This window comes from Synechococcus sp. MIT S9509, from assembly GCF_047303035.1.
Taxonomy (GTDB): domain Bacteria; phylum Cyanobacteriota; class Cyanobacteriia; order PCC-6307; family Cyanobiaceae; genus Synechococcus_C.
The window spans coordinates 1,601,806-1,618,006 of the sequence record NZ_CP138940.1; the positions used below are offsets into that span (position 1 = coordinate 1,601,806).

Sequence of the window (16,201 nt, forward strand, 5' to 3'; positions counted from 1 at the left end):
TTATGGCTGCAAGGTAAGGAAAAAACGAGTCATCACCTGCGTGTGCACGGGCAGGCTTAAGAATCTGACTCGGCTGTCTCCACCTCTTCCAATGCATCCATCAGCGATGAGGTGAGGTTGTTGTCGGTGAGTTCGTCGTAGAGGAGGTCGAGACCGATGAGCACCCGCTCACGGTCGGAAAGATCACCGATGATCCGCCGGACAGGAGGAGGGAGGATCTTGGACAGCGTTGGGGTGGCGAGGATCTTGTCCTCCTCCGCAAGCTGCGGATTTTTGAGAACATCAATCACTTTGAGGGCATAAACGCCCTTGAACTCCGTTTCAAGAATGTTGCGCAGAGTCTTGAGTGCCCTCATCGAGTTCGGCGTGTTGCCGGCCACGTAGAGCTTGAGGATGTAAGTCTTGCGTGGGCTCATGGGGCCACCTCCGGATCGGTGAGAACGCGACGTTCCCCGGCCGCGGGTGTCAGAGAGACCTCGGGAGGTATCGAACGTCGATACATCTCACAGAGGTGTGCCATGACATCGAGCAGAGCGAGGCGATAGTCCTGAAGAAAATCGTTTTTATGTCCCTCAAGTCTGAGCTGCTTCCAGAAGTCGTCAATGAGATTCATGTGGATCTCCACAGCTCGGGTGATCGGAAGATCGCCGAAGAAGGCTGTGTTCACGAAACTTTCCAGTGCCTGATTGGCGGCAGCCGGATCTCTGAAGTAGCTGATCAAAAGATCTCGGTAGGTGCGTTGCAGGGACTGCACAAGGTCCCGCTGCTCATCTGGAGGCAGATTGGCGAGAAAGCGTGAAGGGTCTCGCTTGTAGAAGACACCCAGGTAGCCGAGGCGCTCCTGCAGACGACTGGACAGTTTCCAGGCACTGCCTTCCATCGCTGGCATGGCGTTCTGTTCAGCGCCGTCTTCGGGCCTGGTTTCCTTCTGGCCCTGGCGCAGAAAGCGCGAGATGGAGGCATCAACGTTGTAGCCCAGTTGCTCGAGCTGGTCTTTCGGCAGATGGACCTCTTGAGGGTGGTAATCCATACGGCCCATCAACTCACCCACCACCACAGCGGGAAACATCAATCCCTCAACGCCCAGGGATTCACGGGTCTTTTCATCAAGAAGGCACTGCTCAATCACGACTGCATCCACCGCCTCCCGCTGGAGAGAGAGCAGTTCCACAACTCCCTCACCGGATTCCACTGCACCGAGATCAACGGGTGAGTAGCGGTTCACAGGCAGCCACTGGCAGCAGATCTCAACGAGATCTCTCGTCTTGAGCAGCAAAGCAATCGTGAGTGCCGGACGAGCCATCCACTGCGACAGGGGCCTGAGCTGAATCTTGACGAAAGGGAGTGAGAAGACCGAAGATCTTTGTTTGTCTTTCGATTGCGGCTCAGGCTGAATCGGCATGTCCGAGCCTGACCGCGTCTTTCAGCACATGGCCGAAACCAGCTCCAAAACCTCCGCCGCTCCAGAGACCGGCAGTTACGCGATTGTCGAGGCCTCCGGTCAGCAGTTCTGGCTGCAGGCCAATCGTTATTACGATCTCGACCGGTTGAATGCGGAGGTCGACGCAACAGTCACTCTCGACAACGTTCTTCTGGTGAAGGATTCCAAGGGAACAACTCTTGGCAAGCCCTACGTGAAGGATGCCAGCGTTGAGCTGAAGGTGATGGCCCACCGCCGCGGTCCCAAGGTGATCGTTTACAAAATGCGCCCCAAGAAGAAGACCCGCCGCAAGAATGGTCATCGTCAGGAGCTGACCAGGGTCATGGTTCAGGCGATTTCCATCGGTGGCAAGGCCATCAGCTGATCATCCGGATCAACCCCCGCAAACGTCCTCTCTCCCCTTCCATCTCATCCCATGGCTCATAAGAAAGGCACAGGTTCAACACGCAACGGGCGCGATTCCAACTCCAAGCGTCTGGGCGTCAAGGCCTATGGCGGCGAATCCGTCACGGCCGGCTCCATTCTGATTCGTCAGCGCGGCACCTCAGTGCTGCCCGGCGTCAATGTCGGTCACGGCAAGGACGACACCCTCTTCGCACTGACCGATGGTGTTGTCAAGTTCGAAACGATCCGCCGCGGCCTTCGTAACCGCAAGCGGATCAACATCACAGCGGCCGTCTGAGCAGAGAACTCCAGGCCATCACTGCTGACCTCCCGGGCTCAATGCCATTCGGGTCGTCAGGACAAGACCGATCAGGGTGAGCCCCAGAACGATCCACGTTCTGGGGCTTTGTTCATGCAGAGCATCGGCAATCTCCAGTGGCAGCGCAAGGCAAAGGACCCCGACCAGCAACCACTCTCCCCATCGGCGACCAACCCATGTGGCCCAGGCTGCCACCAGGATCAGAACGGCATAAAGACCTGAAACCAGGGCCAGGGAGATCAGACGCGTCGGCCCCAGCAGTGTTCCCTTCAAGGCCAGCGAAGCGAGGAATTGACGATCGGCATTCCCCCAGCTTTCGGCGAAATTGGAGAGCTCGGCGTAATGAAGATCCCCGAACACAGCGGCCAGGCTGACGGCGAAGAGAGCGCCTGCCAGCAACAGCTTCTTGATCACGATCAAACGAAGCAGCCAGCGACCCTGCCCGGCGATCTGCGCCATCGATCGATCTGCCTAAACCTGCTCGATCGGACGGTAGACCCTTGTCGTGATCAGCAATGGATGGAAAAGTTCGAGGAAGCGACTCTGAAGGCAACGGAAGAAGTCCTCCACAAGCTGAGGATCATCGAAATGAAAGGGATATTCGCCGTCATGTCCTTTGAAGAAATACCAGTTGAGAAGAGCCCGACCTTCTGGGGTGAGTCGGCGGTGAAACTCCCTCAGCTGCGCTGAGGGATCAGTGAGATGTTCCAGCACGTCAAGACAGACCACCGTGTCGAAACGGCGTCCGGGGAGACTGTCGAGATCGCGGTGAACGCTCAGGCGCTTCTCAAGTCCGAGGCGGGTGGCACGATCCTTCACAAACGCACGATTCTGAGGATTGAGGTCCACAAACCAGACATGCTTGACACTCTCCAGGCCTGCTGCCGCAAGAGCATGGGTGCCGATGCCACCGCCGAAATCAAGCACGTCGCCGTGAGCGAACTGCTGCTGAAGCCTCAGGGTGTCGGCGATGTAGTCGGCGCTGCTGAGATGCCAGGCCGCAAGCTCAAAAAGGTGCCCTGTGCCAACGGTGTCTTCATAGAAATCAGCAGCCCGCTCGGGGTCGAAGGCTCCCGGATGCATGGCCGCCAGGTCCTCCTTGCTCTGGGGCAGACGCTCGGCAACCTCCGCCGGTGAAAGCGACAGATAGGACGCCAGATGGTCCTTCACGGCAAAGCCGCTGTCGAGAAACTCCTGAATATCCACACCAGCGGAGGCATTGAGTGGCTTCATCAACCATCAGGACGTGATCGAGCAAACCTACGTGCGTGCCCACTTCTGCCAACGGCAGGGTGCCACAGTCGACAGCTGGATATGGCTTGCACCTTGCACGCGCCCATTGGCTTCGCCGTGATCGACAAGCCGGCTGGGCTCACCTCCCACACCTGCGTCGCTCGCATCCGCCGCGTGCTGGGCATCCGCAGGGTGGGGCATGGCGGCACTCTGGATCCGGCGGTGACCGGGGTGTTGCCGATCGCTGTCGGCCAGGCAACAAGGCTGTTGCCCTATCTGCCCGGTGAAAAGACGTATCGAGGCGTGATCCAGCTTGGGGTCACCACCAGCACCGACGATCTGCAAGGCGAGGAACTGTCCAGAGAATCAGTGCCCGATGATCTGTGCACGGAGGCACTTGATCAGGCACTCAGTCGTTTTCGCGGCTCCATTGCCCAACAGCCCCCTCAGGTCTCAGCCGTGCATGTGAATGGAGAGCGGGCCCATGCCAGGGCACGACGCGGAGAGGTGATGGACCTTCCGGCACGGCAGGTGACCATTCATCAGCTGGATCTGCTGGGCTGGGATGCCGCAAGCGAGCGGTTGAGCGTGGAAGTGCACTGCTCAGCAGGCACCTACATCCGTTCACTGGCCCGAGATCTGGGTGCAACACTCGGATGTGGAGGTTGTCTGGCAAGCCTGCGGCGGACCCAGGCCCTGGGCTTCCATGTCCACCAGGCGATCCCGCTGCCGGAGGCTCCAGAGGTGGGCGGTCAAGGCAACATGACCTTGATGCGTCCCGAACTGGCCCTGCCTCATCTGCCCAGACGCCTGCTCAGTGCCGATGAACAGATCGACTGGAGCTGTGGCCGCAGGATCAGCCTCGGCATCGCGGGCAGAGCGGATGCTGTGGTTGTTCTCAGTGAGGGGGGGCGCATGCTCGGACTCGGACTGCCCGGTGCGGAGGGTGAGTTGAAACCGAAGGTTGTGTTCGAAGCGCGGGGCTGACGATCCGACCTCGGTAATTTGCTGTATGCAGAGGGACGCCCAAGCATCCGATGGCAGGCCACAGCAAATGGTCCCAGATCAAACGAACCAAAGCGGTGGTGGATGCGAAGCGAGGTGCTGTGTTCACACGGATCGGCCGTGAAATCAGTGTGGCTGCCCGCTCTGGCAGTGACCCGGATGGCAATTTCCAGCTGCGCACGGCGATCGCCAAAGCCAAGGCAGCCGGAGTGCCGGCGGGCAACATCGAGAGAGCCATCGCCAAAGGCTCCGGCAAAAGTGGCGAGGCGGAACAGCTCGAATCAATCCGCTACGAGGGCTATGGCCCCGGAGGTGTGGCTGTGCTGGTGGAGGCACTGAGCGATAACCGCAACCGCACTGCCGCTGCTGTACGCCTGGCCTTCAACAAACATGGCGGCAACCTGGGTGAAAGCGGCTGTGTGAGCTATCTCTTCGAGCACCGCAGTGAAGTGCACCTCCGGAACCAGTTAATCAATGAGGAGTCCCTTCTGGAATCCCTGCTCACGCTGGAGGCCGACGGGTACGAGCTTCTGAATGCCGAAGAGGCCCTCGTGCATGGTCCATTCGCAGCGCTCGAATCCCTGCAGACAGGACTCCGCAATCAGGGCTGGGGGGTCGCGGAATGGGCGCACTGCTGGCACCCGCTCACCCAGGTGAGACCGGACAACGAAGAGAGTTCCCGACAGTGCCTGAAGCTGCTTGATGCATTGGAGGATCTCGACGATATCTGCAGTGTCAGCGCGAATCTCGAACTCAGCGATGATCCGTGCGAGTGCACCGATCAAAGCCACCTCCACCCGGAGTGGCGATCAGCAGCCGATCCCCTGGACTGACCTGAAGCTGCACGCAACCATCAAGCTCCTGCACCGTTCCATCAGGCCTGATCAACTGAGCCTTGCCTGTTTCGCCCGGCTCTCCACCGGCCAGACCGAAAGGAGCCACCGTGCGGGAACCAGACAGCAGTGCTGCGGTCATCGGTTCCAGGAAGCTGAACTCCCTCACCAAGCCATCCCCACCAGACCAGCGACCGGCTCCACCACTGCCGCGGCGGAAGCCGAACCGTTCCAGCCTCACGGGGAATCTCTGCTCGAGAATCTCAGGGTCCGTGAGCCTGGAGTTGGTCATATGCGTCTGCACACCGCTTGATCCGGCGAAGCCCTTGCCTGCTCCTCCGCCACCGGCGATCGTTTCGTAATACTGCCGACGTCCGTCTCCGAAGGTGAGGTTGTTCATCGTGCCCTGGGCCGCGGCCATCACCCCGAGCGACGCAAACAACAGATTGCAGAGAGCCTGCGAGGTTTCCACATTGCCGCCGACCACTGCAGCCGGTTCGCTGGGGTTGAGCAGGGAGTCCTTCGGGACGATCAGGGTCAATGGCCGGAAACATCCTGCATTCAGAGGAATCGGCTCCTCGACCAGACAACGGATCACATACAGCACTGCTGCCTTGGTCACCGCCAGAGGAGCATGGAAGTTGTGCCTGCCCTGAGCACTTGTGCCACTGAAATCGAGCACGGCCTGTTGCCGCTCCCGGTCGACCTTGAGAGCCAGCTTGAGCGTTGCGCCGTTATCGAGCTCAACCTCGAAGCTCCTGTCCTTGAAACGGCGGATCAGCCGCCTGACGGTGTCTGCAGCATGGTCCTGAACATGCTGCAGATAACGCTGCACGCGCTGATGACCTTCAAGCTCCAGCAGCCGATCAAGCAGTTCAACCCCCAGGTGATTGGCGGCTGCCTGTGCCTGAAGATCTGCCCAGAGCAGCTCGGGGTCTCTCGGAGCTGAGCTGAGCCCCTGCAGGCGCTGATTCCAGCCCGAACGATCAGGCTTCCCCCCGGCGGTCAACCAGTGATTGCGCACCAGCAGGCCTTCCTGCTCAATGCTGGAGCTGAACGGAGGCATCGAACCCGGCGTCTGACCACCCACATCCGCGTGGTGACCACGACAGGCCACAAAGGCGAAGGGCTCAGGATCTCCCTCCACGAAACAGGGAGTGATCGCGGTGATGTCAGGCAGATGGGTGCCGCCATGGAATGGATCGTTGCTGATCACGGTGTCCCCGGCCGCCAGGGAAGGCCTCTCACCTCGACGGATCTGCCCGAGGAGATCCTCGACCGCATCACCCATCGAACCCAGGTGCACGGGAATGTGAGGAGCGTTGGCGACAAGCGCCCCCTGGGAATCGAACAGCGCACAGGAGAAATCCAGCCGCTCCCGCATGTTCACGGAACGACTGGTCTGACGGAGCCGCTCTCCCATGCGCTCGGCGATTTGCATGAAACGGTGATGGAAGAGGCTGAGATCAACCGGGTCCGGGGCAGGGTTTTCGTCTGCACTCGCTTCACTGACATCCCCCCCGGTATGGGAGCTCTCAGCAGCAGTCCCGCATCCGGCCTCGAGCAGCACAGTGCCACCATCCAGCAGCCGGGCCCTCCAACCGGGCTCCAAAACAATGCCCGCCGTGGGGTCAAGGATGAGCGCAGGTCCCGACAGGTGCTGATCACGCTTCAACTGCCAGCGCTCCAGCACAGGCACCTCACACCAGCCCTGCTCTTTCAGGTGAACACGAGCACGCTGAGCCGTGGCTGATGGAGTGGTCGATGGAGTGGCGGAAGCACCGTGACTTTCGGACGTTGATTGAAGGGCGCTCTGCACCGTTGCATCCAGCACCTCCACCTCAAGGCGTTCAGCGATCAGAGGGGCATGACGCGGCGGCATATAGCCGAAGCGTCGACGATGGGCCTCGTCAAAGCAGGTTTCAAGCTGATGCTGGTCCAGCTCCTCAACAGCTGATGCCAGTGAGAGCATCAGCCCCTGTTCCGCCGAGGGATCTCGCAGCTCGATCCTGATCTGATGCTCCTGGGCTGCCGGGGACACAGCAGTGAGCTTCCGTAAGTCAAGGATCGCCTGATTCAGATCTGCCCTGACCATGGCTGGCAGCTGAGTCAGCAATGCCGCATCCAGGGGACGGCGGATTGACCGCTGGTGCAGCTGACGCTGACGGGCCTGCCCGAGCCCGTAGGCCGACAGCACTCCAGCCAGAGGATGCAGCAGCACCTGAAGCAGCCCAAGGGATTCGGCCAGTCGACAGGCCAGCTGCCCTGCAGCTCCGCCATAGGCGATCAACACCCCTCCACGGATGTCGTGCCCACGCATCAGGGAGACCTGCCTGATCGCTCCCGCCATCGCTTCGACGGCGAGATCCAGAGCACCTTCAGCAAGCTGCTCTGGGTCCTGACCCAGTTGTTGCATCAGCGCCTGAAACCCCTTTCTGGTCGCCTGCAGATCAGGAGGTTGATTGCGATTCGGGCCGAACACCGCAGGGAAAGCCTCCACCTGCAGTCGACCGAGTAGCAGGTGGGCATCGGTAATGGCCAGTGGCCCGCCACGTCGATAGCAGGCGGGGCCTGGTTCAGCACCAGCCGAGCGTGGCCCCACCGTCAGGCGGCCACCGTCACCGCAGATGATCGACCCCCCACCTGCCGCCACGGTATGGATCGGCAGCCGGAACGCTGTGAGCTGAAATCCGGCGATCTCGGTGACGGCATTGCGTTCCCACTCCCGGTCGGCAGCACCCGGAGGCAGGCAGAACACATCCGTGCTGGTGCCCCCCATATCCACGCCCACCAGAGCAGAAGCCCCCAGGCCAGCCTGTTGAGCAGCGGCAACAGCTCCGACCATGCCGCCCGCCGGACCCGACAGAACGGTGTCTTTGGCGAGCAGTGAACTGGGTTGCTGCAGAGCTCCGCTGGAGGTCATCACCCGCAATCGGGTCTGATCACCCAGAGCGGCCTGCACCTGAGCCAGATAACTCGAAAGCACAGGCCTGACGGCAGCCTCCACGAGCGTGGTCTGTCCTCTGGGAACAAGACGCGGCAGCGGACTGGCCTCATGCGAGCAGACCACCGTGCTGAACCCCACGGTTCGCACCACCTTCGCCAGAGCCTCTTCGTGCACTGGATCACGCCAGGCATGCATCAGAGCGATGGCACAACAGCGGATGCCGGCCTCGTGATGACGAACAAGCCGCTGCATGAAAGCGTCCTCGAGCTGCAGTGGCTCCAGTTCCCGGCCATCCGCATCCAGGCGACAGTCCACCTCTTCGACGGCAGTCAGCAGTGAAGGGGGCTCGGGAATGGCTAGAGCGAAAAGATCCTGGCGATGCTGATCACCGATCAGCAGGAGGTCGGCGAGTCCGCGGTTGGTCACGAGCAGCACGGGCTCACCTGCGCTCTCGAGCAGTGCATTGGTGGCAACGGTGGTGCCCAGCCGCAGTTCCTCGATCAATTCAGGAGCAATCCGCTGCTCGGCAGCGAGTCCCATCAACTCGCGCATGGCGGCAACAGCCGGATCTCCGGGAACACCCGGCTGTTCCGAAAGCACTTTGCGCACCAGGAGCTGGCCTGAGGGATGACGCGCCACCAGATCGGTGAAGGTGCCGCCTCGGTCAATCCAGAACTGCCAGCGATTCAAGACAGCAGCGGAAGGTGAGCGCAGGCTGCATCATCGACCCAGAGATGAACGTTTGAGTGGCACTGCAGCCAGCTTGCGGGCACGTCGTCGCGGCAGGGATCAACCAGCGCTTGTCGCAGAATCTCCGCCTTGGCGGCTCCGGTCACGATCAGGTGGATCTCATCGGCGGCAAGAATTTCATCAAGACCGAGGGTGATCGCCTGCTCAGGCACCTTGTCAGGGTTGCCCCCGAAAGCACCGGCATTCTGATTCCGCGTGGCTTGCTGCAACGTCACCACGCGGCAGCGACTGCCGGCTGGTGACGGCGGCTCATTGAAACCCACATGACCATTGCCACCCAGACCGAGCAGCTGAAGACCGATTCCCCCTGCCTTGTGCAGCGCGGATCCATAGCGTCGGGCCTCCTCTGCAGGATCCCTGGCCGTTCCGTCCGGCAGCTGCAACTGACAGGAAGGCAGGTTGAGATGACAACCCAGCTGGGTTTGCATGTAGGCGGCGAAGCTGCGGCTGTCTCCGGGCGGCAGACCCACGTATTCATCAAGGTTGAAACTCAGCCAGCGGCGCTTCAACTGCTCAAGCCTGGGCGTCGGCCAACTCGCCAGACGCTGAATCAAAGCCTTGTAGAACGGTTCCATGGTTCTTCCCGTGGCCATTCCCAGCGGCTTGAAAGACTCCCTTTCAAGGGCCGTGGCGAGATGGGCGACCACATGATCCACGATCGCCTCCATCAGCAGAGGCGGCTTCTGGCGGCGCACCACCGCGCATCTGGACAGAAACTCGGGCACGCAACAATCGCGTCGATCAACCCATCAAGGCTGGCTCCGAACCGGTGCTGAATGCCACTGATGGGTCATCAGAGGGCTGGTACGGCCTGATCGTCGCCCCGCGATAGTAGTGACGGAGAATTTCACGGAAATCAGCCCCTTGGCTGGCCAGACCATGGGCTCCCCACTGGCTCATGCCCACACCGTGTCCGTATCCCTGGCCGCTGGCTTCCAGCACGATCGCGTCGCCGCGGGTTCCGGAGGATCTCCCAGGACTGGTCGAAGGGCTAAGGGGTGCGCTGAGGGAGGAAGGAGACAGTGGACCGCGTGCACTGATACCGCTTGCGGAATCCCGCCAGAGACCGATCAGCTGAGAAGGCGGTTGCGAATCCTGATCCACAGGATCCACGGATTCGTCTGCAGTTCCAGCATCACCCTTCAACAGGGAGAAGCTCACCATCGTGCTTTTCAGTCCCAGGCGCTGACGCAGTTGACGACCTGAGAGCACCAGCGATCCAAGTGGTCCCTGAATCCGTGCGGAGCGAACTCTGCCTGTGGAGCTGGTGGTGAGAACACTCAACCGCTCCACTCCACCGGTCTCCTCAAAGCGACGGCGGAGATCTTTGGCCTCGAAGCGCTGGTTCCAGCGATGCACCGGGCTGTGCTGGTCATGATCCCGGACACTCACGAGGTAGGGCAGCTGGCTTTGCCAGACCTCTCCACTGGGCTCGGTGGATCCCCCCGAACTGCTGTGGAACACAGCATTGATCAAACGGCCGCCATGCACCAGAACCAGCGAGCGCGTTGTGGCAACCGCTTCCCGGGTACTGGGGGTTTCGGATTCCATTCCCTTGTAGACCTGGCTGCTCACCGTGGCCTTCACATCGAAATCAGGCTTGCGTCCCCGTTGACGGAGGGCATAGGTGCGGGCAGCGACGGCCTGGGCCTGGAGGGCTGCCAGCGGCCACTTTGCTGGCATCTCACTGCCGACCACGCTGGGGAGGTAGGTCTCGATGCCGAGCTGATTGATCGCCAGGATCCTGCCGCTGCGGACCAGCAGAAGCAGATCACCGCGATAGCGGCGGCTCCCAAGCCAGAGCCCGCGGGGATCAGTCGTGCTGATGCGAAGCGAGGCGTCGCGGGCTGCACTGCCATCCGCGAGGGTCAGGTGACCGTTCAGCAAGCGAACCTGCAGGCGCTGCAGGCGACGTTCCTTGCTGGCGAGACCACGAACGAGCAGTGGCTGTTCACCATCGGATCGCAGAATCAGCTCAGAGCCCTCGGCCACCAAAACACGCATCTGAGGCTCCTCGGCGGTGACCGCAGATCTGGGCTCAGCGGCCAGCGCAATCACTGCCACTGGCAACATCAGAGCTGCTCCAACAGCAGCCCGACCGATGGAGATGTGCAGAAACACTCAGAAGGCCGACGGTCGCTCAGTGTGCCCCGCCCGGAGGACTGCAGCCAGGCCTTCATGGCAGATTGACCATTGAGCCCACCATGCCGTGCAGGTCACCTTTCTCGGCACCAGTTCTGGAGTTCCCACCAGAGCCCGCAACGTCTCAGCGGTGGCCGTTCGACTGGCTCAGCGATCGGAGCTTTGGCTGTTTGATTGTGGCGAAGGGACCCAGCATCAGTTTCTGCGCAGTGATCTGAGGCTGTCTCAGCTGCGCAGGATCTTCATCACACATATGCACGGTGACCACGTTTTCGGCCTTCCAGGCCTGCTGGCCAGTCTCGGACTCAGCGGCAGCAGTGGTGGTGTGGATCTCTATGGACCCGATCCGCTTGAAAGCTATCTGGAAGGGGTGCTGCGGACCAGCTCAACCCGGATCGGCTATCCGCTCGAAGTGCACCAGGTCCGCAATGCCGCTGAAGCGGATCGCATCGTTTTCGAGGACAACGATCTCACCGTGCGAGCCACACCGCTGCACCATCGCGTTCCTGCCTATGCGTATCGCATTGAGGAAAAACCGAAGCCGGGTCGCTTCGACATCAACAAAGCCCGGGAGATGGCGATCCCCCCGGGACCTGTCTATGCATCACTCAAGCGGGGCGAGACTGTCACCTTGGAGGATGGCCGGCGAATTGACGGCAGAACGTTGTGCGGGCCTGAACGCGCCGGGACAAGCATCGTTTACTGCACGGACACCGTGTTCTGCGAAGCAGCCGTGACTCTGGCGAAGGGCGCAGACCTGCTCATTCACGAATCCACCTTTTCCCATGCGGAGGCCGACATGGCCTTTCAGCGTCAGCACTCCACCAGCACGATGGCGGCTCAGACCGCGGCTGAAGCCGGTGTCAGCCAGCTTGTGCTCACCCACCTCAGCCCCCGCTATGCCCCTGGAAACGCTGTGACGGCAGACGATCTGCTGGCAGAAGCCAGAGCGATTTTCCCGAACACGATCCTGGCCAAGGACTTTCTCTGTCTCGATGTGACCGCCTCGCCCAAGACTTCATGCTGCAACAGTTCGTGATCGGTGGAGCCTGAACACCGTCACTTTGATACCTCAGCGTGATACAAGATCTTGGTGCGCTGTATCCATCAGTCCCTGGCGTCCTTCATGGTTCCTCTTCTCTCCAACCTGCGACAGTCGCTGAGTCGACTGCTGATTGTCCTGCCGGTGCTGGCTGTCCTGTGGATCAGCGCCCCCGCTCAGGCTGCCCAGTGGGATGCCGAAACACTGACCGTGCCTTCCGACCCTGAAGGCACCGCGGTGACCTTCAGCGAACAACAGGTGAAGGCGGGTCGCAAAGTCTTCAACACCAGCTGCGGCACATGCCATGCCGGCGGCATCACCAAGACCAATCAGAACGTTGGACTGGATCCGGAGACCCTGGCACTCGCCACACCATCGCGCGACAACATCGCCGCTCTGGTGGACTACCTGCAGGATCCCACCTCTTATGACGGGGAATACAGCATTGCCGATCTTCACCCCAGCATGCGCAGTCGGGATCTCTATCCGGCGATGCGTGATCTAACCGACGAGGATCTGCAGCTGATGTCGGCATACATCCTCGTGGCTCCCAAGGTTCTCGGCCAGGAGTGGGGTGGCGGCAAAATTTATTTCTGAAGTCAATCTGATCGATCTGGCCAGAGCCAGATCGATCCATCTCACTGGTTCATCGGTGGAAGAGCTTTCAAGGTGAAAGATTGCCTGGTTCCAGAGATCTGGGGCGACGGCTGTACCACCACTCCTGCATTTCGGCCGTGAAACGCATCGGGAAGAGCGTGAGCACTGTGACTGTCGGACGGGATCCAGGTTGGAGCAGTTCAACCGAATAGGACGGACAACGACGCGATCCAAGATCGGCGACAAAACGACGGCCGACGCGCCTCCAGCTGGGTTCTTTGCTGCGCCAGGCCAGCCTGCAACAGGGCCAGGGAAGCTCTTCACGGTCATAAAGCCGGCAGCAGGGACCGATCACCCGAAAGCTGTACTGGCCTCCAGGACTGGTGTGCACCGATCCATGCTCAAGCAACCGTTCCACTTCAGGTCTCAGGGGTGCAGCGGGAACGGCGGTCATCGGCGGAAAAGCCAAGTCGCACCACACTGACAGTAAAAAGCCACCCCTGCGGAGAGGTGGCGAAGAACGCTGTTGTCAGATCTTCTGAACAAAGGTCCTGGAGCTCAGTAGAGCTCCTCTTCGGCATGGGTCTTAATGGTGCAGTCGGAGGTGGGGTAAGCCACGCAGGTCAGCACGAATCCGGCCTCGATCTGATCATCGTCGAGGAAGCTCTGATCAGACTGGTCAACGGTTCCAGAGGTGATCTTGCCGGCACAGGTGGAGCATGCACCCGCACGACAGGAATAAGGCAAGTCAATGCCTTGCTCTTCAGCGGCATCGAGAATGTACTGATCGTCAGGAACCTCAATGGTCTTGTTGAGACCCTCGCTTTCGGCGACCAGGGTGACCTTATAAGAAGCCATGGATGGAGTGAATTTGCAGAAGCTCGTAACAAACGAGCTTGCCGGACCGATCATTTCTACATGGTCCAGACGTCAAGGCATACGCCTGAGCGCCTGTTTCGATGCAAGGCCAATCAAAACAGAATGATTTATAAGGCTGGCTTATCAAGATTAGCGCCGGATCTCAAGCAGGCCCCATCGACCCTGGTCAGCAATCGGCTTGACCGCCCACCCCAGGCTCTCCAGCACATCCTTGAGTCTGGGTGCCTGTGAGACCAGCAGGCCACTGAGGAGCCCCCGCCCACCAGGGCGAAGAACCGATTCAAAATGAGGCGCGAGGGCCTCGATCACCGGGGCCAGGATGTTGCAGAGAAGCAGGTCAGCGGGCTGCCCCTCAAGCAGCTTCGCCAGCATGGCCACAGACCCTTTGCTGACCCTGAGCTCATTCTCTGAACAAGCGTTCAGAACCGCATTATCAGTCGTTGCCGTGACCGCCAGGGAATCGGTATCGACCGAAAGCACCTGGCGAGCTCCAAGCCCGAGTGCGGCAATCCCGAGCACACCGCTTCCACAACCCAGATCCGCAACCCGAAGACCTAGAGGGGGATCCCGTTCGAGTGCCTCGAGACAGAGCCTGGTTGTGGGATGACTTCCGGTTCCGAATGCACTGCCTGGGTCCATCTTGAGAACAAGCCTGTGAGCCTGCTCCTCGGGCACATCAAGCCAAGCCGGAAGAATCAGCAGCCTTTCACCAACTGGGTCTGGCTGCCAGTGCTGTTTCCAGCTGAGACTCCAGTCTTCATCGGCCAGTTCCTCCCACACCGGCTGAGCCAGAGTCAGTCCGAAGGTCTCCGCGAGGGGCATGAGGCTGCTGAACAGCGCTGATCGCTGATCCTGTGGCCATTCATGGGCAGGCAACCAGACCAGGAGCGTGCATTGATCAGGCGCATCAGGTGCGTGCTGTAAGGCGACTCTATGAAGCCCGAGAACATTGAGCTTCCAGAGAAGCGACTCCTCCAGCTCAGCCTTAACTGGAAGAGACAAACGCCACCACATCACAACGTGACGGGATGGGCTTCCTGAATCCCGTTGATGCCGTTGATGGTGGCCAGAAGCGCAGGCGGAATAGGGTCATCAATACTGAGCACCATCACGGCATCGCCGCGCACGATCCTGCGGCCCACCTGCATCGAGGCGATGTTCACATTGTGCTCGCCTAGCAGAGAGCCGAGATGACCAATGATTCCAGGCATGTCCCGGTGACGGGTGAACAGCATGTGTCGACTCGGCGGCACATTCACAGGGAATTCATCAATGGTGGTGACACGCAGCTCACCGTCTGCAAACACCGCACCGGTCACACTGTGTCCCCCCTGACCGCCGCGGGTTGTGAGCTGAAGGGATCCTCCGGCGAAGTCCCGGCTGGCATCGTCCTTGACCTCCAGCACATGAATCCCGCGCCCCTTGGCTTCGAGTGAGGCATTGACATAGTTGATGCGTTCTCCGAGGGCGCTTGTGAGCAGTCCCTTCAGCGCTGCCACCACCAGAGGCTGAGATGGGTGACTGGCGAACTCTCCCTGAAGGCGCACCTCCAGCTCCTGGACCTGGCCACCGCTGAGCTGACTCACCAGCAAGCCGAGGGTTTCAGCAAGTTGCAGATGCGGTTTCAGACGCTCCATGATCTCGGCGCTGAGACCTGGAATATTCACGGCACTGCGCGCGGGGAGTCCAAGCAGGACATCGCGGATCTGCTCAGCCACATCGGTGGCCACATTCTCCTGAGCTTCCTCGGTGGAGGCTCCGAGGTGTGGCGTCAGGACCAGCCCGCGCTCGACCGCACGCAGTGGAGAGTCCTCAGCCAGAGGTTCAGCAGCGAAGACATCCAGACCGGCTCCGGCGATCACACCGTTGTCGATGGCTTCTGCGATGGCAGCCTCATCAACGATGCCTCCCCTGGCGCAGTTCACGATCCTCGCCGTCGATTTCATGGAGCGGAGGAGCTCCGCATTGACGAGATTCTCGGTGTCGGGCGTCCTTGGAATGTGCAGGGTGATGTAGTCAGCCTGATGAAAGAGATCCTCCAGAGTCGTGAGTCGCACCTGCATCTGCTGCGCCCGGTCAGCCGAGATGAACGGATCGAATGCGATCACCTCCATGCCCATCGCCTTGGCAACCTTGGCCACGTGTGAGCCGATCTTGCCCAGACCCACAACACCGAGCATCTTCTTGTAAAGCTCGTTCCCCACGTATTTCTTGCGATCCCAGGCACCGGCCCGCATTGATGCGTGCGCCTGAGGCACGTGGCGGGACAGGGACAACAACAAGGCGAGAGCATGCTCGGCAGCTGCGATCGTGTTGCCTTCGGGTGAATTCACGACCAACACACCTCGCTGGGTTGCGGCAGGAACATCAACGTTGTCAACACCCACTCCAGCCCGGCCGATGATGCGCAGACGGTCAGCGGCCTCGATCACGTCCGCAGTAACCTGAGTGCCTGAGCGGATCATCAGGGCGTCATAGTCACCGATGATCGACTTGAGCTCGTCCTGAGACAGGCCGGTCCGCTGATCCACCTGGGCCACCTGCCCGAGGATGTCGATCCCCGCCTGATCAATGGGGTCTGAAACGAGAACTTTGGTCATCCAGCGGCGGATAGAAAGCCATTGGGAAG

17 protein-coding genes are annotated in these 16,201 nt (G+C 60.5%); 6 read left to right on the top strand and 11 right to left on the bottom strand.

All coding sequences use genetic code 11. From position 1 onward, the window contains the following. Positions 1-56: 56 nt before the first annotated feature. Together kaiB and SIB73_RS09400 are read right to left on the bottom strand one after the other, a co-directional pair. Positions 57-416 (bottom strand): circadian clock protein KaiB, encoded by a 360-nt coding sequence (gene kaiB / locus SIB73_RS09395; protein ID WP_413405649.1) that lies wholly within the window; start codon positions 414-416, stop codon positions 57-59. After that, the gene (locus SIB73_RS09400; RefSeq protein ID WP_413406301.1) at positions 413-1,303 is read right to left on the bottom strand and encodes a circadian clock protein KaiA; all 891 of its coding nucleotides are present in this window, start codon (positions 1,301-1,303) and stop codon (positions 413-415) included. Before SIB73_RS09400 ends, kaiB begins: the two co-directional genes overlap by 4 nt. A gap of 127 nt (positions 1,304-1,430) precedes the next feature. Here SIB73_RS09400 and rplU point away from each other — a divergent pair, with 127 nt between their 5' ends. Further along, positions 1,431-1,805, top strand: a complete 375-nt coding sequence (rplU, locus tag SIB73_RS09405; RefSeq protein WP_413406299.1) for a 50S ribosomal protein L21 — start codon at positions 1,431-1,433, stop codon at positions 1,803-1,805. A gap of 51 nt (positions 1,806-1,856) precedes the next feature. Continuing rightward, on the top strand, positions 1,857-2,123 hold the full coding sequence (rpmA, locus tag SIB73_RS09410; RefSeq protein ID WP_066911218.1) for a 50S ribosomal protein L27: 267 nt from the start codon (positions 1,857-1,859) through the stop codon (positions 2,121-2,123). 18 nt (positions 2,124-2,141) lie between these two features. Here the strand turns inward: rpmA and SIB73_RS09415 are convergent, their stop codons facing one another. Further along, on the bottom strand, positions 2,142-2,603 hold the full coding sequence (locus tag SIB73_RS09415) for a DUF2127 domain-containing protein (RefSeq protein WP_413405647.1): 462 nt from the start codon (positions 2,601-2,603) through the stop codon (positions 2,142-2,144). A 12-nt stretch (positions 2,604-2,615) separates the two neighbouring features. Beyond that, positions 2,616-3,377, bottom strand: a complete 762-nt coding sequence (locus SIB73_RS09420; RefSeq protein WP_413405645.1) for a class I SAM-dependent methyltransferase — start codon at positions 3,375-3,377, stop codon at positions 2,616-2,618. Positions 3,378-3,458: 81 nt separating this feature from the next. Between SIB73_RS09420 and truB the strand changes: the two genes are divergently transcribed. Together truB and SIB73_RS09430 are read left to right on the top strand one after the other, a co-directional pair. Further along, positions 3,459-4,364 carry a tRNA pseudouridine(55) synthase TruB gene (gene truB / locus SIB73_RS09425; RefSeq protein WP_413405643.1) on the top strand — a complete coding sequence of 302 codons (906 nt, stop codon included), beginning with the start codon at positions 3,459-3,461 and terminating at the stop codon, positions 4,362-4,364. 50 nt (positions 4,365-4,414) lie between these two features. Next, positions 4,415-5,215 carry a YebC/PmpR family DNA-binding transcriptional regulator gene (locus SIB73_RS09430; RefSeq protein ID WP_413405642.1) on the top strand — a complete coding sequence of 267 codons (801 nt, stop codon included), beginning with the start codon at positions 4,415-4,417 and terminating at the stop codon, positions 5,213-5,215. Here the strand turns inward: SIB73_RS09430 and SIB73_RS09435 are convergent. From SIB73_RS09435 to SIB73_RS09445, 3 genes are all read right to left on the bottom strand, one after another. After that, positions 5,136-8,852 carry a hydantoinase B/oxoprolinase family protein gene (locus SIB73_RS09435; protein ID WP_413405640.1) on the bottom strand — a complete coding sequence of 1,239 codons (3,717 nt, stop codon included), beginning with the start codon at positions 8,850-8,852 and terminating at the stop codon, positions 5,136-5,138. The genes SIB73_RS09430 and SIB73_RS09435 overlap by 80 nt on opposite strands. Further along, the gene (locus SIB73_RS09440) at positions 8,849-9,580 is read right to left on the bottom strand and encodes a glucosamine-6-phosphate deaminase (RefSeq protein WP_413406297.1); all 732 of its coding nucleotides are present in this window, start codon (positions 9,578-9,580) and stop codon (positions 8,849-8,851) included. Before SIB73_RS09440 ends, SIB73_RS09435 begins: the two co-directional genes overlap by 4 nt. 73 nt (positions 9,581-9,653) lie before the next feature. Continuing rightward, positions 9,654-11,033 carry a SpoIID/LytB domain-containing protein gene (locus SIB73_RS09445; protein ID WP_413405638.1) on the bottom strand — a complete coding sequence of 460 codons (1,380 nt, stop codon included), beginning with the start codon at positions 11,031-11,033 and terminating at the stop codon, positions 9,654-9,656. Positions 11,034-11,121: 88 nt separating this feature from the next. Here SIB73_RS09445 and rnz point away from each other — a divergent pair, with 88 nt between their 5' ends. Beyond that, entirely contained in the window at positions 11,122-12,093 is a 972-nt protein-coding gene (gene rnz, locus SIB73_RS09450) for a ribonuclease Z (RefSeq protein ID WP_413405636.1), read from the top strand. An 87-nt stretch (positions 12,094-12,180) separates the two neighbouring features. After that, on the top strand, positions 12,181-12,693 hold the full coding sequence (gene psbV, locus SIB73_RS09455; protein ID WP_413405634.1) for a photosystem II cytochrome c-550: 513 nt from the start codon (positions 12,181-12,183) through the stop codon (positions 12,691-12,693). Between the two features lie 67 nt (positions 12,694-12,760). Here psbV and SIB73_RS09460 read toward each other — a convergent pair whose 3' ends face one another. From SIB73_RS09460 to serA, 4 genes are all read right to left on the bottom strand, one after another. After that, positions 12,761-13,147 (bottom strand): hypothetical protein, encoded by a 387-nt coding sequence (locus SIB73_RS09460; protein ID WP_413405632.1) that lies wholly within the window; start codon positions 13,145-13,147, stop codon positions 12,761-12,763. A 104-nt stretch (positions 13,148-13,251) separates the two neighbouring features. Next, positions 13,252-13,551 carry a ferredoxin gene (locus SIB73_RS09465; protein ID WP_115019479.1) on the bottom strand — a complete coding sequence of 100 codons (300 nt, stop codon included), beginning with the start codon at positions 13,549-13,551 and terminating at the stop codon, positions 13,252-13,254. Between the two features lie 150 nt (positions 13,552-13,701). Next, positions 13,702-14,586 (bottom strand): 50S ribosomal protein L11 methyltransferase, encoded by an 885-nt coding sequence (prmA, locus tag SIB73_RS09470; protein WP_413405630.1) that lies wholly within the window; start codon positions 14,584-14,586, stop codon positions 13,702-13,704. Then, entirely contained in the window at positions 14,586-16,172 is a 1,587-nt protein-coding gene (gene serA / locus SIB73_RS09475; protein WP_413405628.1) for a phosphoglycerate dehydrogenase, read from the bottom strand. The genes prmA and serA overlap by 1 nt, the downstream gene beginning before the upstream one ends. Between the last annotated feature and the right edge of the window lie 29 nt (positions 16,173-16,201).

What these genes read in the sequence shown, in the direction of transcription:
- kaiB (WP_413405649.1), bottom strand. Translation starts at nt 416, where the DNA reads ATGAGCCCACGCAAGACTTACATCCTCAAGCTCTACGTGGCCGGCAAC.
- SIB73_RS09400 (WP_413406301.1), bottom strand. Translation starts at nt 1,303, where the DNA reads ATGGCTCGTCCGGCACTCACGATTGCTTTGCTGCTCAAGACGAGAGAT.
- rplU (WP_413406299.1), top strand. Translation starts at nt 1,431, where the DNA reads ATGGCCGAAACCAGCTCCAAAACCTCCGCCGCTCCAGAGACCGGCAGT.
- rpmA (WP_066911218.1), top strand. Translation starts at nt 1,857, where the DNA reads ATGGCTCATAAGAAAGGCACAGGTTCAACACGCAACGGGCGCGATTCC.
- SIB73_RS09415 (WP_413405647.1), bottom strand. Translation starts at nt 2,603, where the DNA reads ATGGCGCAGATCGCCGGGCAGGGTCGCTGGCTGCTTCGTTTGATCGTG.
- SIB73_RS09420 (WP_413405645.1), bottom strand. Translation starts at nt 3,377, where the DNA reads ATGAAGCCACTCAATGCCTCCGCTGGTGTGGATATTCAGGAGTTTCTC.
- truB (WP_413405643.1), top strand. Translation starts at nt 3,459, where the DNA reads ATGGCTTGCACCTTGCACGCGCCCATTGGCTTCGCCGTGATCGACAAG.
- SIB73_RS09430 (WP_413405642.1), top strand. Translation starts at nt 4,415, where the DNA reads ATGGCAGGCCACAGCAAATGGTCCCAGATCAAACGAACCAAAGCGGTG.
- SIB73_RS09440 (WP_413406297.1), bottom strand. Translation starts at nt 9,580, where the DNA reads ATGGAGGCGATCGTGGATCATGTGGTCGCCCATCTCGCCACGGCCCTT.
- psbV (WP_413405634.1), top strand. Translation starts at nt 12,181, where the DNA reads ATGGTTCCTCTTCTCTCCAACCTGCGACAGTCGCTGAGTCGACTGCTG.
- SIB73_RS09460 (WP_413405632.1), bottom strand. Translation starts at nt 13,147, where the DNA reads ATGACCGCCGTTCCCGCTGCACCCCTGAGACCTGAAGTGGAACGGTTG.
- SIB73_RS09465 (WP_115019479.1), bottom strand. Translation starts at nt 13,551, where the DNA reads ATGGCTTCTTATAAGGTCACCCTGGTCGCCGAAAGCGAGGGTCTCAAC.
- prmA (WP_413405630.1), bottom strand. Translation starts at nt 14,586, where the DNA reads ATGTGGTGGCGTTTGTCTCTTCCAGTTAAGGCTGAGCTGGAGGAGTCG.
- serA (WP_413405628.1), bottom strand. Translation starts at nt 16,172, where the DNA reads ATGACCAAAGTTCTCGTTTCAGACCCCATTGATCAGGCGGGGATCGAC.